Here is a 22,683-nt window from a genome sequence, read left to right as displayed (position 1 = left end):
ACGAACCAGCAGTTGCACACACGCCCGTTCTGACGCGACTGCTGGCTGCCGGCGCCACGATGGTGGGCAAGACCCACACCGAGGAGATGACGTTCAGTCTCACCGGCGAGAACGCGCACTACGGCACGCCGATCAATCCGGCCGCGCCGGATCGCGTACCGGGTGGATCGTCGAGCGGATCAGCGAGCGCGGTGGCAGGCGGGTTGGTGGACTTTGCGATCGGCAGTGACACGGGTGGCTCCGTGCGGGCACCGGCGAGCTTCTGCGGCATCTACGGCATTCGCCCCACGCATGGTCGCATCTCGTTGCAGGGTGCCTGTCCGTTGGCACCGATGTTCGATACGTGTGGCTGGTTTGCACGCGACGCAGCACTGCTTGGTCGACTTGGACGCGTGCTGTTCGACACGCCCGCCCAGGCGCAGGAGCCCGGTGCCCTGCTCTACGCGGCCGATGCCTTTGCGCACACCATGCCAGGCGTGGACGACGCGCTCATGCCGGCGGTGAGCCGCGTGAGCGGTGTGGTGGGCGCGCTCAAGCCCGTCACCGTGAGCCCCGACGGATTGCCGGCGTGGTACGAGGTATTCCGCGTGCTGCAGTTCGCCGAGATCTGGCAGACACATGGTGCATGGGTGCGTGAAGTGCAGCCCACCTTTGGGCCGCAGATCGCGCCACGTTTCGACGCTGCCTCGAAGGTGACCGCCGAAGAAGTGGCAACCATGACGGCGGCGCGTGTGCGCATTCAGCAGCGCCTCGACACCCTGCTGGCCGACAACGCCGTGATGGTGCTGCCCACCGTACCAGGCAGTGCCCCACTGCGCGGGCTGCCGCTCAGCGAGACGGTGGTGGTGCGTGAGCGATCACTGGCGTTGCTGTGCATCGCCGGTCTCGGCGGCTTGCCACAGGTGTCGTTGCCTATGGGCACCATCGACGGCTGCCCCGTGGGATTGTCGTTGATTGCCTCACGCGGCAACGACGAAATGCTGTTGGATTTGGCAGAGCGAATCGCCGCCAGTTAGGTGCGCGGCACCGCGCGCCGTCTCGCGGTGAACACGGGTAGCGCGATCATGCCAATCGCTGTGAGCAAGGCGATCAGGCTGACGATCTTGCCGCGAGCGTAGGCGGCCGATTCGAACCACAGTCGTACCGTGGTCGCACCGGGTGGGATATCCACGGCCAACAAGGTGTGATCCGCTCGTCGCACCGTGATGGCCTTGCCATCCACCTCGGCATGCCAGTCGGGGAACCAGTTCTCCGACACCACCAGCTGGCTGGTTGTCGTTTCCTGGCCGGACAGTGTAATGCGCATCTCGCCCGGGCTCCATGCTGTCACCTGCGCAGTGACCACCGGTGCGGGGAATGGCGCAGTGGTGGCCACGGGCACAGTGGTCGTGGAGGTGTCCGGCAACAACGCCAACTCACGGACCGGGAAACGGGGATCAACGAGCGTGGGCACGATCTGCGACTCGGGCAGCTTCGCGATTGCCGAGACCACGCGCGCATACGGTGGTGGCGATTCCCGTTCATACAGCACTGCCGGTGTACCGAACGTGGTGGTGATGGGTCCCACCGTCTTCCGGAATCCCGACACGTCCTGTGTGTCCGGAAGGATGAGATAGCGAACGGCGAGCAGATCGAGCACGGTGGGCGAATACAGATTGCGCCAGCCTTCTGCCGCCCCACCAAGCTCATTGTATCGTTGCAGCGAAAAGCCGTGGTAGCCGCGAGCCACGGGTACGCCATAGGCCATGAGCAAAGACCAGCCGTAGCTGTCGCCGGCATCCAGCACCCGATAGGGAGCGGCCGCACGGCGCAACTCCGTCGTGATCGCATCGTCCGCGAACAACGTCTTCGCGCGCGGCGAAAAACGATAGAAGGCGCGATCGATGCTCCAGAGGTCGGCGGTCAACACGACCACGAGCGCGGCCAATGCGGTGCTGCGCGTGAGGCGCCCTGATACGATGCCCCACAACACGGCCGTTGATGCGAGGGCAAAACCCAGCAATCGCCACGAACCACTGCGCAGCTCCTCGGCGTTGGCGACGACCTCCCCTGCCCGTTCGGTCAGCGCCAGGGATTCGGCAAGCCCTTGCAGGGCACCCATCGCGCCCAACGCGGCCACAACAGCGATTCCACCAACGCACGCCAATGCGGATCGCATGCTCACTTGCTTCGCCAGCAACCGGTCCGCTCCGATACCGGCCAGGAGACACAGGAAGAAGGCGGGCAGATAGAACACCATCCCCATCGCGCGGATCTTCTTGATCAACGGCAACAGCTCATAAAAGAGCCGATAGATGGGTGTGTGTCCCCCGAAGGAGAGTATCAGAAAGAGCAAGGCACCCGTGACCAGCGCGATCACCAGACGGCGCTGCTTCCGCTCGCCGAACGCCAACACGGCGAGTGCAACAGGCAACACGCCCAGATACTCCGTGTGGAACTTGATGGGATTGCTGCCCCAGTAGCGGTCCAGCACACCGTGAAATTGCGGAAGGACCAGCGACAGGACCTCGGAGGGCGGCAGCGCGTAGCTGGTGGCGAACTGCCATCCCGTATCCGGACCGCCATCAGCGCGAGGGGAGAACGGGATGTAGGCGAGGAAGGGCATCACCTGCAGTGCCGTGATACCGAAACCGACCACGACGGCCAGCAGGGACCACCCCAACGGCCTCCACGCCGGAACGCCTTGCGGTCGCTGTGGATCCCAACACGCGAGATAGAGCGCCCACAGACCCAGAGCGAGCAACAGGAAGTACGCCATGTGGTAGTGCCCGAGCACACTGAGAGCCACCACCAGCGCGAACGCACCGAAAGCCCACCGCTGTTCTTCGCGAATGGCCCGCAGTAATACCCAGAACGCCAGCGGTGTGAGCGCCGAGACAAACAGCTTGCCGTCGTGCCCGGGACTCATCTGCGACGCCACAATACCCGTCAGTTCATATGCCACACCGGCGAGCAGCGCCGCACTGAATGTCAGTCCAAGCGCGCGCGCAAAGCGATACGTGAACCAGCCGGCCAGCACAAAATGCACGGCCATGCCGAACGTGATGGCGAGATCGACGGGCATGATCCACCGCAGCCACGCCGTGGGATAGAAGATGTCGCCATGCATGGCGCCGATGTACGGCAACCCGCCAAACAGGTATGGATTCCACTGCGGAATGTGTCCCGTTTGCAGAAACGTCTCGGCACCGAACAACCGGAATGAATAGCCGGCAATGAACATGTCCGATCGGCCACCGCCGAAGAGGATCTGGCCGCCGAGCAGCGGCCAGAGCAACGTCATTGCGACTGCGCTGCAAACCAGCAGCGCGACCAGATGATCCCGGCGTGTTGTCATGTGGCCATTGTACCGCCGGGATGGGAGGGTGGCCACCGCTGGCCCTCTCATCTCGAACCGGCTACGGCACCGTCACCGTGCCTGTTGCCTGCGCCGACTTGTACACCGCGCCACTCACCGCCTTCACGGCGCAGATGCCCACCTGAATGCAGAACGTTTCCTCCGATGATCCCGGATCGCCCTCTCCACCCGTGACCGTCCAGCGCAGCGCCGCACCACGCCGGGCATTCCAGAACGCCGTGAATCCGGTGGCCGACGACAAATCAGGGATCGCCAGGTCGTAGGTGCCCGCGCCACCGAGATACCCACGCGACGCCGTGATCATGAAGGCGCGCGGATCGGCGATTGTCTCGCGCAGGTACAGCGCAGCACGCGCGTTGTACTCCGTGGGCACCGTGCCGGTGGCGCGAATCAGCCATGGTGCAGCGGGAGCTCCCGCACTCACGGTGGGCGTTGGCAAGACCGGCCCAAAATCGAGCATGCGCGTGGACACCTGATCGGCAAACGCGATCACGGAGCGGCGCGCGGCGGCAGTGCTCGTGGTGGCCACGATCTGATGCAAGTCGCCCGCCTGCAGACGCGACGCGGGCACACCGTACCAGGGGCGCGCTGTTTGTGCGTACGAGGCGACCGCATTGAACAGACCATTGAGTCCGTTGGTCGTCAGGAAGTTCTGCGCAACAAAGAACGACTCACCGTTGGTGTTGCCATAGCTCACTGTACTCACGGTGGGCGCAAAACCTTCGGTGCCGAAATTGAGCGCGGGCAACACCGTGCCACTGGCCGGGTCGAGCGCGCGGCGCAGGATGATGCCCTGCGGCACAATGGGTGTGTTGACGCCGCCCGTGAACGAGGAGCGCGTGAGAAACAGATCAAAACTGCCGGCCTTGAGATTGCTCGCGGTCAGCGTGGTGCTGGCCGTCCCGGTGCTGCCCGTGTTCACCAGTGCAAACCGACTCGCCGAACCCACCATGGCATCGAACGACTGATAGCCGCTCACAGTGGCTGTTGCCGTGCGGGTGGTGACATCAGGCCAACGCACGCACTCGGCCGCGGCCTGTTCCACGACTTCCTGCGCTGTCAGGTAGAACACGTCCCAACGGAAACCCTGGATGAGGGGTGAAGCGCTGGTCTTCTCGCCGAGACTGACCATGGCAATGCCGGCGGTGGATTGCGAAGGTGTGAAGGAGAAGGTGGTCGGGTTGCCGGTGGTCGCAGCGGCTGGCCCGGCGGGAACGATGTGCCGCCATGCTCCGCTGCCATCGCGCACCGCAAAGAAGCGCGGGACCCGGCTCGCATTGCAGAAGGTCCAGCGCACGGTGCCGGTGCTTGGCGCCGAAACGCGCACGCGCACTGTGGCGGTCTGCTCACCAAACCCGGTTGCGGTGGCCCGCACCGTGCCCGTGTACACGCCAGGCGCCGCGCCTTCGAGGGTGAGTGCCGTGAGGTTGCTGGCGGTTTCTGTCGCCGCAATACTGGATGGCGATGTCGCCACCACCGCGCCGGTCGCACCACTCAGTCCCGTGACCGACACATTCACCGCACCGGTGAATCCCGCATTACGCACGATGCTCACAATCCCGTTCGCGGTCCACCCGTTCCCGGCTGGTAGCTCGAACTCCACCGGGTCGACCGTCATGGTGAACGCGGCAGGTTGTGCGGCAGTCACGGTCACGGCGATGCTGGCACTCTGCTCAGCAAGTCCCGTAGCCGTAGCGCGCAGGGGAATCGCGTAGCTGCCGGCAGCCACCGTCGACGCCACACTCACCGTGACCGACACACCGGTGAGTGTGGTGGGCGATCCCGTAACCGACGCGGTGATGCCGGCCGGTGTGGAGGGCGCCGCGACCGTGACTTCGCCCGTGAAGCCGTTTACCCGCGTGATGACGACCGTCGCCGTACCCGACTGCCCCGCCGTGACGCTCAGCGGTGCGAGCACCGACAGTGTGAAGCTGCCGCTCGGCTGCGGTGGAGGAGGTGGCGTGACTGGCGTTTCATCGCCTCCGCCTCCACACGCCGAGAGTAGAGAGAGACCGGCCAACGCGCGCACGCGACGGGCCAGGAGGGAGAGGCGAAAAGAAGCAGACATGGCGCAGCGGGTGGGAGACGCGAGAGAACGTTCTCCCTGCATTGCGCAGGATCCGCAGTCCAGCCGTCATTCATGTCCGACAACGCGGGAAGGCATCAATGCAGACAGCATTGCCGGGTGCCAGGAAGGTCATGAAAACCTCCCCGGCACCCGCTGTTCCTCAATTGCCCGTGCCGGCCTTCGTGCTCGGCGTGATCGGACGGTTCGGCACGTCCGGACCCGCTCGCTTGGTCGGATACTGCTCGGCCAGCGTGTTGCCGTCGTAGAGACGACCGTTCTTCATCACGTAGCGGATGCTGTTGGTGTTGCGGATATCCGCGGTCGGGTCGCGATCGAGTACGAGCAGATCGGCCAGCTTGCCCACTTCGAGCGAACCCAGGTCGTTCTGCAAGCCGATAGCCGTGGCACCGATGATGGTGGACACACGCAGCGCTTCGAGCGTGGTCAGGCCACCGCTCGCCATGGCCCAGAGTTCCCAATGGTAGCCGAGGCCCTGCAACTGACCGTGGCTGCCCACGCCGATACGACCGCCCGCCCGCAGCACGCTGGCCGCGTCGGTGGCGAGCTGCGGGAAGATGTACTCATCATCGCGAAACCAGCCGCCGGCCGTACCGCCGTTGGGCATGCTGGCCATGCGACGCCGTGTCTTGAGCGCGAGCTCTTCGTAGGCCGTGAAGCGCTGCAGCTTCGGGTTGGCCCATGGATCTTCCTTCGTGTAGAAGTAGTTCTCGGCCCACGGCCCGCCGTAGTTCACGAGCAAGGTGGGCGTGTAGGTGCGCTTCGACCAGGCGAGGAAGTTGGTGATGTCTGCGCCCAGCGGCACGATGCCGATGGAGTGCTCGAGCCCCGGATAGCCGTCCAGTGTTTCCGTGAGATTGAGCTTCACGTCGAGCGAGCCTTCGGTGGTGGGCATGAGCTGCTGCTCACGCGCCGCCGTGATGATCCACTGACGCACCTGACGCACACCCGACACGTACATCTTGATGGTCTTGGTGTCGTAGTAGGCGCTGTAGCGCTTGAGCAGGCTGCGCGCATGCTCCTGGTCGCGAATGACGTCCGTGCTGAAGATGCCGGGGCCGGTGGAGTAGATGCGCGGGCCGATGATCTGCCCCGTTTCCACCAGGTCCTGATACGTGAGCACGTCGGTGGTGGCCGTCTGCGGATCGCGTGTGGTGGTCACGCCGAACGCGAGGTTGGCCAGGTAGGCCCAGGGCTGCGATTCGTGAATGGAGCCACGTTCCGCGCGCAGGTGCGCGTGGGTGTCCACGAAGCCCGGGATGATCGTCGCACCGGCGAGGTCCATTTCGGTGGCGCCCGACGGCACCGTCACCGTGCCTGCGGCGCCGATCGCGGTGATGCGATTGTTCTTCACCACCACGTCGCCGCGGGCGATCACTTCGTCGCCCTTCATGGTCACCAGCTTGGCGTTACGCAGCACCACCGTGGCCGATGGGATGTCGCGCGTGCCCTGCATGATGATACGCTGCTCGAGCGGCACATACGGGCGCGGACGCGAAGCCTCGGGCACGCTGTCGCGGCGCGCGATGGCAATGGCGGCATCGCGCGCAGCGGCGGAATCCACATCGAAGGACACGAACGCATTGCCGATGGACCAGTGCAGCTTCTTGCCGTCGGCCGACCAGGCGGGGAACTGTCCGCCAATGTCGGTCAGCTTGCGCGCCGGGAAACTCGCCGTGTTGGGATCGGCGATGTTGACCGTCGCCTGCGTACCACGCGGCGGGATGGTGACCGTGTAGAAGTCCTGATTGATCTGCGCGAGCGCGACATCGCCATTGGGCGAGATCATCACCAGCTGCGCTGGCGGCCCCGGCGAGTTGGGTTCCTCGGGCGTGCGCTGCAGCTCGAGTTCGGCCACCGACATGTCGGTGTGCGCATGATCATCGTCGGCCGCGCCATCACCACCACCACCGACCACGCGGAGATGTCGCTGTTCGTCAGTGCCATCCCAGCGGATGGAGACAAGGCCGTTGTTGGACGAGAGATAGATGCGCGTGGTGTCGCGCGTGAAATGCGGCTTGCTGCGGCCACCCGTGCGCGCGATGAGCGTGCCGGCTTCTCCATTGGCGTTGGTGGAGTTGCCCGAGAACCACATGAGCTGCGTGGTACCCGTTACACCCGTCTGATCACGGCGTCCCTGCGCTCCGGACTGCAGCGCGAGAATGCGCGCGCCATTGGGCGACCACACCGGCTGACGGAACACACCCGTGCTCGCGCTCACCGGCAGCACGCGGGTGGCACGTCCAGCCGTCATCGCGGCCTTGTACAACCGGCCGCCGTTGTTGGCCCAGGTGACCCAGGCGAGCGAACGGCCATCGGGCGACCACGCCGGCTCGGCTTCGATGTCATTCAGCGTGGACACCCGGCGCGGTGTGCCAGACGGCCAGTCCATCACGTACAACTTGTCGAGCGAGATGAACGCCAGTTGCTTGCCGTCCGGTGACATCACACCATCACGAATCTGGCGCACGGTGAACTGCGTGCTGTCAGAGATCGGATAGGTGAACGAGACTTCGGGGCCCACCGCGACATCGGCCTTCACGTGAAAGGGAATTTCCACCTGACCACTGCCATCCACGGCCACACGCCACAGCTTCTTGCCGTAGCTGGCCACGATCTCCTTGGAGTCCGGCGTGAAGCTCATGCCGGGCAGTGCATCGAGCGGCGCGCGCGTTTCCATTTCATCGCGCTGCGTGGGATACGCCAGCCAGCGCTCGTCGCCCGAGGTCAGGTCGCGGATGCGCAGGCCGGTCTTGTTCTCATAGCGTGAGCCATAGACCATCCACTTGCCGTCGGGGCTCAGCGTGGGCCGTACGGCAGAACCATAGCGTGTGGACTGGATCTCGCGTTCGCCCGTCTCGCGATCGTACGTCCACACCTGATACTGCGGGAACTGTGCGTTGTAGTTCCACGCGCCCGTACGCTGCGTGAACCAAAGGTGACGCCCATCCGCGCTGAACGCCGCGCCGGACTGCTGCACCGCGGTGCCGGGGGCCGCATTCGCCGGTGCCGTGTACAGCGACACACCGCTGCCACCACGCACGTGATACATCCACAGTGTGGGGAGCGAGCCGCGGAAGCCGCCCTTGCTGGCCACGATGTACTGGCCATCAGGCGAATACTCGGGCGAGAGATACACATTGGTGCGGCCGCGTGTGATCTCCTTGATCTCGCGCGTGGCAAGATCGATGGTGTGCACGTTGTCGGCACCCTGTCGATCGGAGATGAACGCCACCGACTTGCCATCGGGGCTGAAGCGTGGCTGCGCGTCGAAGGCGAGTCCGCTGGTGATGCGCGTGGCTTCACCACCGGTGAACGGCATCAGATACAAATCACCCAGCATGTCGAACACGATCTGCTTGCCGTCGGGACTGATATCGACCGACAGCCACGTCCCTTCGCGCGTGTCCAGCGCATAACTGCGCGTGGCTTCGAGTGGCAATGGGCGCGGTGGTGCTGGACGAGCGCCGCCAGCAGCGGCCTGTGCCTCCAGCAACGACGCGGGGAGCAACGAGACCGCCAATGTGAGGGCGGACAACGACAGCGATCGCAACACGGGAGATCCTCCGGGGTTCAGCCGTCCGGCAGCACACCAGTCCGGCGAGTCACGCAACCTGTCAAATAGGGTCTTCGCCGAAGGCGAGTGCAAGCACCCCACGTACACGCCACGCTTGCTGGCCGCTGCTGGACGGGCCCCGTAGCTTCCCGAAATCCCCCGGATCTTCTGTCGACCGTCACCCCCCGTTCCATGCGCCAGCTGCTCGCCGCGGTCCTGCTGTTGCCCGTCTCGTTCATGGCGGGCACCAACCTGCATGCGCAGGGAGGCGCAGCGGCCCGTCGCGTGCCCATCACGGTGATCGACGACGTGCAGGTCGTCGACGTGGAGAAGCTTGCGGTCACGCCGAATCGTCGCGTCGTCCTGCGGGGTGACAGCATCCTGTCGGTCGGCGCGCTCACCGACCGCCTCCCGGACACCGTGGACGTGCGGGTCGCCGGACAGGGCGGCTATCTGATTCCGGGGCTGGTGGACCACCACGTGCACCTGACGCCCGGCATGACCAGAGCGCTCATACAGACCGCCCGCGGCGGTGTGACGATGGTGAACGCCATGGCCGGCGACAACCGTACCGCAGGTGAGTATGCGCGCGCGGTGCTGGCCCGCGAGCTGATGGGGCCCGAAATCGCATACGCCTCGGTGATGGCCGGCCCCGACTTCTTCGTGGACCCGCGTTTTCGCGGCGCCAGCGTGGGATTTGCCTTTGGCACCGCGCCGTGGGCACAAGCCGTGACCGCCTCCACCGATGTGGTGCGGGCGGTCAGCGCAGCGCGAGGGTCGGGCGCCGAGGTGCTCAAGCTGTACGCGATGATCGACAGCGCACTCGCGGACCGATTGGTGGCCGAAGCGCATCGCCAGGGAATGCGCGTGGTGGCGCATGGGACCGTGTTTCCCGCGCGGCCATCACAACTGGTGGCGGGCGGCGTCGACATCCTCACCCATGTGCCGTACCTGTCGTGGCAGGGTGCGGCCACAGTAAAGCCCGAAGACTCCTTCAATCGCGCCAACGGCCCCTACGAGCAGGTGCCGGCCGATGCGCCCGCCATCGAGTCACTGCTGCAGGCGATGAAAACTCGCGGCACCTATCTCGAACCCACGCTCGAGGTCTTTGTCGGGCGACCGACGACGGCGCCCGCGATGCGCGCATGGAGCCTTGCCGTCACCCGCCGTGCACAGGCGATCGGCATTCCCATTCTCGCCGGCACCGATGGCATGATCGGCAACGACGCGGATGCGCTGCCCAATGTCCACAAGGAACTCGTCCGTCTGGTGGAAGCAGGACTCACGCCGGGTGCGGCATTGGCGAGCGCGACGATCATCCCCGCGCGCGCGATGGGCCGTGGTCGAACGCACGGTCTGGTCGCACCGGGTCGCGTAGCCGATCTCGTGCTGCTCGACGCCAATCCGCTCATCGACATTTCAGCCACCACGCGCATTCGGCAGGTCTTCATCAAGGGACGTGCGTTGCGCACACCGTGAAGCACGCCTGAAGGGCTCAGAAGCAATGCGGGGCGATGCGCCATCAAGACGCATCGCCCCGTTCTATATCACTCACGGGCGGGCAATCACCCGACGATCACATTGTAACCCGGCGTCATATCAGAACTCATCGAACTGCTCCGAGGAGCGTCCCGTTGAGACCATGTAGCCGGAGAAGTGCTGAATGTTAAAACGCACCGTACCGCCGACCACCGAGGCGTTGATCACCTCGTTGAGCGTCGAACGACCCGTCGCGGTGTTGACCTGATTGGCGTTGGCGAAGTAGCCGCCAGCAAGCACGGGCTTGATCGGGAGCAGCGTGTACAGCGTCAGCCCAAGTGACTGACGGAACTGCAGCGGCTTCACGAACTGCGTGCCATGCGGCTCGAAGTCGTAGGCCACGGCGCGACCAGCAAGCGCCTTGACGGTGATCGTCATCTGACTCGTTGGCAGCGCACCAGCCGGAATGATCACTTCCAGTCCCGTCTCCGGAACGAGCAGCACACCACCGGTCGCGTTGTTGACCGTGACCGATCGCGTGATCGGCGCACTGAGCGGCGTGATGCGGAGAAGTGCCGTGACATTGGACAGCAGTCCATTCACGAGTCCGAGCGTGGAACCGAGCAACCCGTTCGACGCCTGAGTCTCAGGCGCAACCGGGGCCGAAGGCGCGTCGACTGCGCACGCACCAGCGGACAAGCTCAGGCCGAGCACTGCTGCCGTGCGACGTGCACGACGGAAGAAACTGACCTTGGGCGAGGTGGTGGTTCCGATAAGCATGTCCATCCTTGGAGTGAAAAGTTTTCGACGCGACATCGCGTCAATGCGGTAGGTATGGCCCACCTGCTGGTGAGATTCGTCACGCTGACTTACCAACTTGAGAGCTTCGTCACGCCCCCAGCACGTTTCGTCAGGACGGGCGAGTGTCACTTTCTCGGCACGGTTTTATGCGCAGGTCGTGCCCTGACAACGACATGCGGCCTCAAGTCGGCGGGGGCAGCAGCCGAAATCATTGAATGACGATGAATCGGTGCGGGATTCGGCAGAGAGCCGCCCGTCCAACATCGGCCGATTTTCGCCCAGACCCCAAGCGACGATGCTTCGAGTGAGACCCCCTGCCCATCGGGCGGCCGATGGCGCGAAAGCCGTGTGCCGTCGTGCGTTCTTTGCAACGATGGCCATTGGCGCCGTGTTCACGGCTGCCTGCGGTGATGCGGCCAAGCAGGCGAGCGGCTCGTCCGGTGTGCTGACCATCGCCACGCCCGCGGACGCCGATGCCTTGATTCCGCCCATCGTGTCGTCGCTCCAGGGCAAGCAGGCCGTCGACCTGCTGTTCGATATGCTGGCGCGTCCCACCGGCCCCATCGAAACCGTTGGCGATGGCGGGTTCGCTCCGCAGCTCGCCTCGCGCTGGAACTGGGCGGCCGATTCGCTCTCCATTGCTTTTACCATCGACTCGGCAGCACGCTGGCATGACGGCCAGCCGGTGCGCGCGAGCGACGTGGCGTTCTCGTACGCCCTCTATACAGATAGCGCCGTCGCGTCACCACACGCTGGAGCCTTTGCCGGCATCGATTCTGTCACGGTACGCGACTCGTCGACAGCCGTAGTGTGGTGGAACCGTCGTCACCCGGAGCAGTTCTTTCAGGTGGCGTACAATCTCGCGATCATGCCGGAGCACCTGCTCGCGCAGGCGCCCCGTACAGCGCTCGCGCAGTCGGAGTTCGCGCGCCATCCCATCGGCTCCGGACGCTACCGCTTCGGCACCTGGTCGCGTGGTCAGTTGCTCGTCTTCGAGGCCGACACCGCCAACTATCGCGGCGCGCCCGGCATCGCCCGTGTGATCTGGAATGTCACGCCCGACGCGACAGCGGCCAGTCTACGCGTCCTCGCCGGCGAAGCTGACATGCTCGAAGCGATTCGTTTGGATGCCTACGAGCAGGCGGTGGCCACCAAGGGGCTGACGCTCGTGCCGTATCACACGCTCGACTACGCCTACCTCGCCTTCAATTTCAACGCGCGTTCAGCAGCCACGCGCCAGCTGTTTGCCGCACACCCGATGCGCGTCGCGCTCTCGGCGAGCCTCGACCGTCAGGCGATGGTGCACAACGTGCTCGGCGAACTGGGCATGGTGGCACTTGGCCCCTTCACGCGCGCGGTACCGGCTGCCGACACCACGGTGGCACAAATCGCCTACGACACCACGGCCGCTGACCGTACGCTCGACTCACTCGGCTGGACGCGGGGTGCCGATGGTCTGCGCACGCGCGCTGGTGTGCCGCTGCGCTTTGAAGTGATCGTGCCCGCGTCCAGCGCGACGCGGCAGCGCATGGCCACGCTCATGCAGGCGCAGTACCGCGCCCGCGGTGTGGACATGCGCATCGCCGCGCTCGAACCCGCGCAATTCTTTGCGCGTGTTGGCAGCGGAGACTTCGAGGCCGCGCTCAACATGTGGCATGCCGATCCGAGCCCCATGGCCGTGCGCGATGTGTGGGGCTCGCCGCGCGGCAACGACGTGGGTGGCAACTTCGGCCGCTATCGCAACGCCACCGTGGATGCGGCATTCGACACCGCTGCAACCACCTTCGATCCGACGCGTCGCCGGGCGCTGTTCCACCGCGCCTTCGCCGAGATCGTGCGCGATGTGCCGGCGGTGTGGCTGTATGAGCCGCGCAACATGGCCTTACTGCGTGACCGCGTGCAGCCCACGGCACTGCGTGCCGACGCCTGGTGGTCCGGCATCCCGGACTGGAAGGTGAACACCGGAGCGGGCGCACAGTGATCTGGTTCGCGCAGCGTGTGGCCCGTTGCCTGCTCGTCGTCGCCCTCGCGACGACGGCAGGCTTTGTCATGCTGCGTCTGTTGCCGGGTGATCCGCTGTCGCAATCCATTGAACAGCGTGGACGTACTCCGGAAGCACGTGCCGCCTTGCGTGCGCGCTATGGTCTCGATACTCCCCTGTTCCAGCAAGCCACGTCCTATGTCGCGCGTGTGGTGCGAGGCGACCTTGGGGCGTCGTTGGTAGATGGTCGGCCCATTGCGCCGGAGGTCGCGCGTGCGGCGTCTTTGAGTCTGCGACTCGCCCTGCCCGCCCTGCTTGGTGCGTCGCTGTTCGGACTGCTGCTCGGCAGCGCGCGCGGCTGGTTTGCCGAGCATCGCGTGGTGCGTGCAGCATTCCATTCGGTCACGGCATTGACCGTACTGCCGGAGTTCATGCTGGCGCTGGGTGTGCTGCTGCTGTTTGCCGTGAAGTCGCGGTGGTTTCCCGTTGGTGGTGTGTCCGATCCGCTGATTGCCTACACTGGCAGCGCGACGGCCCGGCTGCTCGACCGCGTGCATCATATGGTGCTGCCGGCCGGCTCGCTTGCACTGGCCTGGTCTGCTGCGGTCGCGCGCCAACAAGCCATCGCCACGCAGTCAGCCCGCGAGTCGCTGGCCACCCGCGCGGCGATCTCGCGGGGTGTTGGTCCGACGAGTCTGTGGGCACGCTACGGCGCCCGCGTCGCCTTTCCGTCCAGCGTGACTACCATCGGCATGATGTTCCCCGCGCTGGTGAGTGGTACCATCGTGGCCGAGACGATCTTCAGCTGGCCCGGGCTCGGGCGTCTGATTGTGCAGGGTATTGGCACACGCGACTACCCCCTGGTGGTGGGCGCGCTGCTGGTGACGTCCACCCTGCTGGCCGTCGCGAGTGTGGGCACCGACCTGCTGCTGATGTGGGCCGACCCCCGCGTTGCTGCGCGAGCACACCGCGAAACCGCGGAGGCCTCCACATGAGGGTGGCCACACGAGGTGCCCAGCCACAGCTCACCGATTGGCTGGTGCTGTCGCTCATGGCTCTCACGGTGATGGCGGTGGGTGCTCCGTGGATCGCGCCGCACGATCCCGCATCGCCGCTCGATCTCGTGCACCAGGCCCTGCGCATGCCGGGCACCGGTCATTGGCTTGGCACCGACGGCGCCTCGCGCGATTTGTTGAGTCGCGTGTTGCATGGCGCGCGCACGTCACTGACGATTGCGTTCCTCGGCACCGTCACCGCGCTGCTCGGCGGACTGGCGTGGGCTGCCCTCGTGCAATACGGCGGACGATGGCTGGCGAGCGCACTGCTCACGGTCTCGGACGCACTGCGCGGTGTCCCCCGCCTGCTGGTGTTGCTGGGCGTCGGTGCGGTTGCTGGCGGCGCGCTGTCGCCGACGTCGCTGGCGATCGCCATGGGCTGTATCGCTGCACCGTTGGTGTGCCGTGTCATCCACGCAGAGCTGCAGCAGCTATCCACCAGACCGTGGAGCGAAGCCACGCAGGCGCTCGGCGTATCGCCGATGCGCGCGTTCTCGCACCATCTGCTGCCGCATCTGATGCCGGTGCTGCTGGGCCTGGGCGTGATTCTGGTGGGCGAGCTGCTGGCGGCGGAAGCCGCGCTGGGCGTGGTGGGACTTGGAGTGCCGGAACCCGCGGTGAGTTGGGGCCGAATGATTCAGGATGCAATGCCGGACCTCGCCAGGGCCTGGTGGCCACTCGCCGTGCCCTGTGCGGCGCTGCTGGCCACCATCCTCCTCACCGCGGCACTCGCAGAGCGCCTGAACACCTCGTTGGTGATCCATGACTGACTCGTCCCGAACGTCGTTGCCGCACGGCACTTTCCACGAACTGGTTGCTCAGGCGCAGCGCGAGGAGAAAGCCGGTCATCGCCTCGCCGCCCGCAAGGCATATGAGTCGGCATTGATGCAGTTCACGCGTCCCGAAGATGCGCGTGAGAGCAGCGATGTCCTGCGCTGGATTGCACGCACGTACATCGCGGACGGTGATGGCAACGCGGCACTCGAATGCCTCGATGCCGCATTGGCGGTGGCGGAAGCATGGAACGATCATGCGGCCGCCGGTCATGCGTTCAACGTGCAGGCGGTGGTGCATTGGCAGACGGGCGACCTCGACGAGGCCGAACGTCTGTATCTGCTGGCCCGCCAGCGTGCGCTGCATGCCGGCGATGCCAAGCTCGCCGCCATGACGGCGCAGAACCTTGGGGTGCTCGCCAATATCCGTGGCGACTTTGCGCTGGCCGAACGACAGTACCGCGTGAGTCTCGAAGACTATCGTTCGCTCGGGCTGTTGACCGACGTGTGCGTGGCGCTCAACAACCTTGGCCTGTTGTACATCGCCCAGAAGCGCTGGGAAGGTGCCGAAGAGGCTCTGCTCGAAGGCGTGCGCGTGTGCGAGCCGTTGAACGATGTGAATGTGCGCCTGCAACTGGACATCAACCTGGCCGAACTGTGGGTGGCGCAGGGTGAGTTCGCGCGTGCGCATGGCGCGGTGACCGCTGCGCAGGCCGCCGCCGTGCAGTTGGGTGATGGATCGGCCATCGCCAAGTCCACCAAGTTGCTGGGCGTGATCGCCAGCAATACAGGCAAGTACACCGAGGCCGAACAGCACCTGCTGCAGGCTGAGGAAGTGGCCACCGCGCGCGGGGAGAAGCTGTTGCTTGCGGAAATCGCGCGCGATCGTGCGGCCCTCGCGCGCCGCACCGGCCGCAACCGCGATGTGCTGCAACAGCTCAATCGCGCCCACCGACTGTTCTCGCACCTCCGCGCCCAATCGGAGCTGCGCGATATCGGCGCGCGCGTGGATCAGCTCGAGCAGGAGTTCGTGCATGTCGCGCGGCGCTGGGGTGAATCGATTGAAGCCAAGGATCGGTACACGCAGGGTCACTGCCAGCGCGTGGCCGAGCTCGCGTGCGCGATCGCGGAGGTGAGCGGCATGGACCAGACGTCGTTGTTCTGGTTCCGCATCGGCGCGCTGCTGCACGACGTGGGCAAGCTGGTGATTCCTGAGGAAGTGCTCAACAAGCCCGGCAAGCTGGACGACGCCGAGTGGGCGCTCATGAAGGGCCACACGACGGCCGGCGCCGAGATGCTGAACGAAATCGAGTTCCCGTGGGACGTGCGCCCGATGGTGGAGTCGCACCATGAGCGGTGGGATGGTCGTGGCTATCCGCATGGACTGGCCGGGAACGACATCCCGCTGGTCGCGCGCATTCTCACCATTGCCGATGTGTACGACGCCCTCACGTCGGTGCGCAGCTACAAGCGCGCCCTGACGCACGAGGAGACCATGGCCATCCTGCGCAAGGATGTCGGCACCGTGTTCGATCCCACCGTCTTTGCGTGGTTCGAGCAGATCGAAGCGGAATGGGCACGACGTTCGTACGCCTCTGTCGAAGCGCCGCTCGACGAACGCCAGGAAGGCCAACCCGCCGCCGTGGAAACGTCTGGGCTCGCACTGGATGAACTCACGGGCGTGGCGCTGCGCCGCGCCTTCCGTCAAACGGCTTCGCGTACCCTGGAGGCCCGCCACACCACCGGGCGGCCGGTGGCGTTGATCATTCTGGACGTCGACCGCCTGAGCGTCGTGAACGAACAGTTTGGCACCACGGCGGGCGATCAGGTGCTGCAGCACGTCTCGCAGGCCATTCGCACCAACGTGCGTCCGTCGGATTTCGTGGGCCGCTACGCGGGTGATGAGTTCGTGGTGCTGCTGTCGGGTGTGCGCTTCGAGGAGGCGACGCGCGTCGCAGAGCGCATTCGCGCGACGGTAGCGGCATCGCCCATTGTGCTGCTCCCCAGCATCGCCAACGGCGGTCAGCCGGTACCCATCTCGGTGACCGTGTCACTGGGTGTGGCCTGCGCTCCGCAGCATGGTATCACGCTCGATGCCCTCTTTGGTGCGGCCGACAACGCGCTGTACAGCGCCAAGCGCGCCGGCCGCAATCAGGTGGTACCGGCCTCGCGCCTGCAGGGTGGTCGCCAGCAGCTCGTATTGCAGACTGTCGTTGGTCGTGAGCAGGAACGGGCGCGCTTGCGCGAGCACTTCGCCGATGCCTCACGCGGACAGCCGTCCGTCGTCCTGGTCACGGGCGAAGCCGGTGTTGGCAAGTCGACGCTGCTCAAGCAGCTCGGACCGGACCTCGGCGTACGTGGTGGTGCTTTCCTGATCGGTCATTGCCTCGAAACCGATATGGCCACGCCGTACGGACCGTGGAGCGACATCCTGCTGGCCATGCACCGCAACGGATTGCTGCCGCAGCGGGACTGGCCGTATCTCGCGCATCTCGTGCCCGAACTGGGTACACCGACGCCGGCCACCGAAGGCCGCGCCTTTGCGCGGGCGTTGCACGAAGAGCTGGAGGAATGCCTGCGGCTGGCGGCGACACAACGGCCGCTGGTGCTCATGTTCGATGATCTGCAGTGGGCCGACCCACGCAGCTGGGATGCACTCGAGTATCTCGTCGCGCGCCTGAACGATCATCGCGTGCTGCTGGGCCTCACCCTGCGTCCCGAAAGTGCGCTGCCTGAGGCCGAGCGCCGTGTGCGGCGTCTCACCCGTTCCGAACGTTGCACCACACTGCGCCTGCGCCGGCTCTCCGAGGCCGACCTCGCGCACTGGCTGCAGGATGCGCTTGGCGGGCAGACGCCACCGCCGCAGCTGCTCACCGCGATCATGACCCGCAGTGAAGGCAACGCCCTCTTCGCCGTGCAGTTGCTGCGGGCCATGACGGACGATGGTCGGTTGCAGTGGACCAGCGACGGTTGGTTGTATCGTGACGACAGCACCTCGGCGTTGCCGGCCGCCATCGGCGACCTGCTGGCACAGCGCGTGGAGTCGTTATCGCGACCGCATCGTGAGATTCTCGCGCTGGCCGCGGTGCTTGGCCGTGAGTTCGACCCCAGTGTCCTGGTCGCCGCGTGCGAGGCGCCCGAATCGACCGTGCACGAGGCGCTCGACGAGGGCATCTCCAGTTCGGTGCTCATCACTACCGACCACCTGCAGCACACGCTGGCGTTCGCGCACGGTCTGCTGACGGAACTGCTGCTGGCCGAAGTGAACCCGCTCAAGCGGCAGCAACTGCATGCGCGTGTGGCGCAGGCCGTCGCGACACGCGAGGCGGCCGATTCCGGCACACTGGCGCGACACTACGACCGGGCTGGCATGTCATCGCATGCGTTCAGTGCCGCCATCGTCGCGGGCGACCAGGCGCACCGGGTCTTCGCGTACGAGATGGCCATCGAGTGGTATCGCGTGGCACAGCGACACGCCAACGATGCAACCGACAAGGCTGATGTCGAATTCCGGCTCGCCACCGTCGCCGAAGCTGCTGGACAACTCGCGCAGGCCGAGGTGCATTGCGACCGCGCACTGGGTGAGCATGCCCACGCCACCGCCGCGGCAGGCCGTTCACTCACCACTGGCCGCATGCGCGAACGCCTGCGCCTGCAGCGTGGGGTCGATCACGCGACGGTGCTGGAAGCCTGCACCGCGTTGCACGTCGAAGCGCTGGCCTCCGGCGATCACGCCGAAGAAGTCGCGCTGCGCATCATGATGTCTTCGGTGCTGCAACAATCGGGGACCATCGCCGAGGCAGACCGCATGGCGCGTGAAGCAGTGACCGCGGCAGAACGATTGGATGAACCCGCCGTGCTGGCCGAAGCGCTCCTGCGTCTTGGGTCGGTGCTGCTCACGGAAAGTCCCGCCGCTGCCATTCCGCACTATCGTCGTTCGCTCGACCTGTCACTGTCGGCTGGCGATCGACATGGCCAGCTGCGGTGCCACATCAACATCGGCACGGCGTGCGATCGTGCGGGCAATCACCCGGCCGCCGAGGTGTCGTTCCTCACGGCGTGCGAACTTGCCCGCGAGTTGCGCGCCACCGACCTGGGTGGCGTGGCCGCGCTCAACCTGGGCGTGCTGCTCATGAAAACCGGGCGTACCGAATCGGCTCGTCATCGGTTCAGCGATGCCTTGCGCGATTTCGAATCGATCAAGCACGATCGCTACCGTCTGGCGGCGCTGTACAACCTGGCGCACCTGTCCCGTCTCGAGAACGATGCCGCGGCGGCGCTGGAGCTCTACGATACCTGCGCGTTGCTGGCGGCCAACATCGGGCACCACGATGTCGAGGTGGGCGCACTCGCTGGCGCGGGGCTGGCCGAGCTCGATCTCAATTCGATGCCGGCGGCCGAGCAGTTGGCAGAACGTGTGGAGGCGATGCTGAACAACCGCTTCGCGTGGTTCCAGGGGCGCGAGCTGGTGGAAGCCCTGCAGCTGCGTCTCGAGTCGCGTCGGGTGCCTGCCGCCATGACCCGCAGCCGGCTGCTGTCCACGCTATCGCGCGTGGAGAGCCAGGATGCCTATGCCGCGTTGTGGCTCGCAGCGGAGTGTGCGTACGTGTTTCAGGCCAACACCGCCGAGGTGGCGGCCGCACGCGCGCGTCTGCTCGTACAGGCACGTGCCCACGGCTACACCCCGTTGGTTCAGCGACTGCAGGGTGACCGCCTGTCGCGGGTCAGTGGATCGATGCGCGTGGTGGCACATGCCTCCTGACCCGCGGCAGGGGCATCGGTTCAGTGCGTCGATGACAGTTCCGCCCCGAGGTTGTAAAGCCGCTGCACGCTCTTGAGGCTCGCCTCGAAGTCGATGTTCAGGTCGACCAGCTTGCCCTTGGCCAGGTCGAACACCCAGCCGTGTACGATCGGGCCGCCGTGATGGAGATAGGACCGCTGCACCACGGCGGTCTTGATCACGTTCATGCACTGCTCGATCACGTTGAACTCGATGAGACGCTCGTACCGCCGCTTCTCGTCGGGGATGGCCTCGAGCTCCTTCTCGTGCATGCGATACACATCGCGGATGTTGCGCAACCACGGATTGAGCAACCCGAGGTCACGAGGCTGCATCGCGGCCTGCACACCACCGCAGTTGTAGTGTCCGCACACGATGATGTGCTTGACCCCGAGATGCGCCACGGCGTATTCGATCACGGAGCCGACATTGAGGTCGGTGTGCACGACCACGTTGGCGATGTTGCGGTGCACAAAGACATCGCCGGGTTCGACGCCCATGATTTCATTCGCCGGCACACGGCTATCCGAGCAGCCGATGTACAGGTAGTCCGGCTTCTGCTCCGAGGCGAGGCGCTCGAAATACGTGGGGTCATTCTTGGTCAGCGACGCCGCCCACTTGGCGCTGTTCTCGAAAAGCTGTTCGTACGGGATGGAGGGCATGGGGGGACGGTAAGGGGTGGGACCCGGTGGGGCGCGTACGTCGATCCCGCGAAGCTGGCAGGTGACGCGGCCATCCGCCAGCGACCCCACATCCGCCCCAGTGTTCCGCCCGCTTCCGGTCAGCGACTGGGCCAGCTCCAGGCCGGCTCGGTTTCTCCGTCGGCCCGCGTCTCGCCGAACGACTTCACGAGAGTGATCCGGCGACACTCCCGGTGCGATTCCAGCGCGCCAATGAGGAGCGGCGCGTGGGACACCACAATGATCTGACTCCGCTCAGCCGCCCGTGCGATCAGTCGCGCCAGGGCCGGCAGCAGTTCGCCATGCAGGCTGGTCTCCGGTTCGTTCAGCACCATCAGCGCCGGCGGGCGTGGCGAAAGCAGCGCGGCCGCCAGCAGCAGGAACCGCAGGGTGCCATCGGACAGTTCGCTCATGCCCAATGGCCGCAGCAGACCATGCTGGTGCATCGCCAGCTCGAAATAGCCTGAGCGCGTGGCCACCTCGAGAGAGGCGCCCGGAAAGGCATCGGTGATCGCCGCCGCGAGTGCCCCATAGTCACCCAGTTCACGGATCGTTTCGATGGCCGCAGCGACATCACGCCCATCGGACGCCAGAACGGGTGTGCGCGTACCGATCTGCGCGCGGCGCGCCGGCGAGTCCGCCCCACAATCGAAGTGGTCGTAGAAACGCCAGTCGCGCATGGCGTCCCGCAGGACGATGAGCTCAGAACTTTCGCGCGGGTCACCCGCGTGCGTCATCATGCTGTCCCACATCGCGAGGGACGTCAGCGCCTGCGTCCACTCGTTCTCGCGGTTGCGCACACGCACACTGGGGCCGTTCCGTTCGGCGATCACATTGTGCCGGCCAGGACGCAAGCCGAACCACATCGACTCGGCCTTGATCTCGGGATCACGCGCGAACAGCGACTGACTGGGTTTGGGCAGACCGATGTCGATGGCGTAGCCATAGTCTTCGCCGGCGAACCCCAGCTTCAGTGACACCGGCTGCGTGCGCCGCGTGCCCTGCACGGGATGGTCGCCACGTCGCACCGCCGCACCGATGGTTTCCGGGCCCGCCCACAAAGTGGAAGACAGCCCACCTTCCGCCGCGAGAGAACTGATCAGCCGGCCATGTGCGATCTGCGTCATCAGGCGCAGGGCGCGATACACACTCGACTTTCCGGTGCCGTTCGCGCCGGTGACGACGGTGAGCGCACCGAGCCCCAAACGAATGTCGCGCAGAGACCGGTATCCGCTGATGGCGATCGTCTCGATCATGCGGGGAATATGGCGAACCCGTCAGTCTACTGATACGTGCGGCGGCGATACTTGCGAGCGCAAGAAACGGCCTGTTGTTTGCTGTTCAGGTTGTGTGATCAATGCCGCACTCCCGTAATCCGAATCGCATGCCCGTCCTGCCCTCTTCTCAGCCGGTGCCAATGGAAGCACTGGTGGTTGATGACGACCCGTCGGTGGTCGCGTGGATCACGCAACTGCTCAGCGAGGATGGCTGGCAGGTGCATGTGGCGACCTCCGTGCGCGCCGCACTGGCCATGATCGGCAACGTCCCCATCCAGGTGGCCATCGTCGATTTCGAACTGCCCGACGGCCGCGGCACGGAAGCCGTGCAATCGCTGCGGCTCGCGGCTCCCGATGCAGCCATCCTGATGCTGTCCGGCTACACAGATGACGACGCTGTCGTGAACGGACTCATGGCGGGTGCCGACGACTTCATGCACAAGCCGGTCTCGGCGACGGTGCTTCGCGCCCGCATTGCCGCGGTGATGCGACGGCACACGCTGCCCGATCGGCTCGCCGTTGGTGACCTGCAGCTCGACCGTCAGTCGCGCCGACTCGCGGGCGTGAACGGAGAGGTGCAGCTCACCGGCAAGGAGTATCAGCTGCTGGCGACACTCATGAGTCGGCCAGGCGAAGTGCTCGCACGGTCGACGCTGCTCGCCGACGTATGGGGATACGACTTTGACCCGGGCACGAGCGTGCTCGACGTGGCGCTTTCCCGTATTCGGCAGAAGGTCGCGTCAGTCTCGGCCCAGTCGACGATTGTGAGCGTCCGCAATGTGGGCGTGCAAATCACCGCCAACTGAACAAAACGTCTGGCGTTCGTATCGTGAACGCCGGACGTTTCCATCGCTGTC

At 65.5% G+C, this 22,683-nt stretch carries 13 protein-coding genes; 7 read left to right on the top strand and 6 right to left on the bottom strand.

All coding sequences use genetic code 11. From position 1 onward, the window contains the following. A partial coding sequence (locus VGE27_RS14840) for an amidase (protein WP_331050451.1) occupies positions 1-1,016 on the top strand: 1,016 nt, incomplete at its 5' end. Here the strand turns inward: VGE27_RS14840 and VGE27_RS14835 are convergent. The 3 genes from VGE27_RS14835 to VGE27_RS14825 all read right to left on the bottom strand — a co-directional run bounded on the left by VGE27_RS14835 (position 1,013) and on the right by VGE27_RS14825 (position 9,000). Continuing rightward, a complete protein-coding gene (locus VGE27_RS14835) occupies positions 1,013-3,337 on the bottom strand; it encodes a hypothetical protein (protein ID WP_331050450.1) in 2,325 nt (774 codons plus the stop codon). The two genes, VGE27_RS14840 and VGE27_RS14835, sit on opposite strands and share 4 nt — an antisense overlap. Before the next feature lie 61 nt (positions 3,338-3,398). After that, positions 3,399-5,426, bottom strand: a complete 2,028-nt coding sequence (locus tag VGE27_RS14830) for a hypothetical protein (protein ID WP_331050449.1) — start codon at positions 5,424-5,426, stop codon at positions 3,399-3,401. Positions 5,427-5,586: 160 nt separating this feature from the next. Beyond that, a complete protein-coding gene (locus VGE27_RS14825; protein WP_331050448.1) occupies positions 5,587-9,000 on the bottom strand; it encodes an amidohydrolase family protein in 3,414 nt (1,137 codons plus the stop codon). A gap of 192 nt (positions 9,001-9,192) precedes the next feature. On the opposite strand from VGE27_RS14825, the gene VGE27_RS14820 reads away from it, so the two are divergent. Further along, positions 9,193-10,479 (top strand): amidohydrolase family protein, encoded by a 1,287-nt coding sequence (locus VGE27_RS14820; RefSeq protein ID WP_331050447.1) that lies wholly within the window; start codon positions 9,193-9,195, stop codon positions 10,477-10,479. A gap of 120 nt (positions 10,480-10,599) precedes the next feature. Here the strand turns inward: VGE27_RS14820 and VGE27_RS14815 are convergent, their stop codons facing one another. Then, the gene (locus VGE27_RS14815) at positions 10,600-11,259 is read right to left on the bottom strand and encodes a hypothetical protein (protein ID WP_331050446.1); all 660 of its coding nucleotides are present in this window, start codon (positions 11,257-11,259) and stop codon (positions 10,600-10,602) included. A gap of 325 nt (positions 11,260-11,584) precedes the next feature. On the opposite strand from VGE27_RS14815, the gene VGE27_RS14810 reads away from it, so the two are divergent. The 4 genes from VGE27_RS14810 to VGE27_RS14795 are packed head-to-tail and all read left to right on the top strand — an operon-like array spanning position 11,585 to position 19,851. Continuing rightward, entirely contained in the window at positions 11,585-13,261 is a 1,677-nt protein-coding gene (locus VGE27_RS14810; protein ID WP_331050445.1) for a peptide ABC transporter substrate-binding protein, read from the top strand. Beyond that, the gene (locus VGE27_RS14805; protein ID WP_331050444.1) at positions 13,258-14,256 is read left to right on the top strand and encodes an ABC transporter permease; all 999 of its coding nucleotides are present in this window, start codon (positions 13,258-13,260) and stop codon (positions 14,254-14,256) included. Before VGE27_RS14810 ends, VGE27_RS14805 begins: the two co-directional genes overlap by 4 nt. Then, entirely contained in the window at positions 14,253-15,086 is an 834-nt protein-coding gene (locus tag VGE27_RS14800; RefSeq protein ID WP_331050443.1) for an ABC transporter permease, read from the top strand. Before VGE27_RS14805 ends, VGE27_RS14800 begins: the two co-directional genes overlap by 4 nt. Continuing rightward, entirely contained in the window at positions 15,079-19,851 is a 4,773-nt protein-coding gene (locus VGE27_RS14795) for a diguanylate cyclase (RefSeq protein ID WP_331050442.1), read from the top strand. Before VGE27_RS14800 ends, VGE27_RS14795 begins: the two co-directional genes overlap by 8 nt. A 20-nt stretch (positions 19,852-19,871) precedes the next feature. Here VGE27_RS14795 and VGE27_RS14790 read toward each other — a convergent pair whose 3' ends face one another. After that, entirely contained in the window at positions 19,872-20,531 is a 660-nt protein-coding gene (locus VGE27_RS14790; protein ID WP_331050441.1) for a carbonic anhydrase, read from the bottom strand. A 119-nt stretch (positions 20,532-20,650) separates the two neighbouring features. Further along, the gene (locus VGE27_RS14785) at positions 20,651-21,805 is read right to left on the bottom strand and encodes an AAA family ATPase (protein WP_331050440.1); all 1,155 of its coding nucleotides are present in this window, start codon (positions 21,803-21,805) and stop codon (positions 20,651-20,653) included. 128 nt (positions 21,806-21,933) lie between these two features. Between VGE27_RS14785 and VGE27_RS14780 the strand changes: the two genes are divergently transcribed. Beyond that, the gene (locus tag VGE27_RS14780; RefSeq protein WP_331050439.1) at positions 21,934-22,632 is read left to right on the top strand and encodes a response regulator transcription factor; all 699 of its coding nucleotides are present in this window, start codon (positions 21,934-21,936) and stop codon (positions 22,630-22,632) included. Positions 22,633-22,683 lie beyond the last annotated feature (51 nt).

The organism is Gemmatimonas sp., assembly GCF_036405635.1.
Taxonomy (GTDB): Bacteria; Gemmatimonadota; Gemmatimonadetes; order Gemmatimonadales; family Gemmatimonadaceae; genus Gemmatimonas.
The sequence above is the reverse complement of the archived record's forward strand: the minus strand, read 5'-3'. Positions and strand labels throughout refer to the sequence as shown.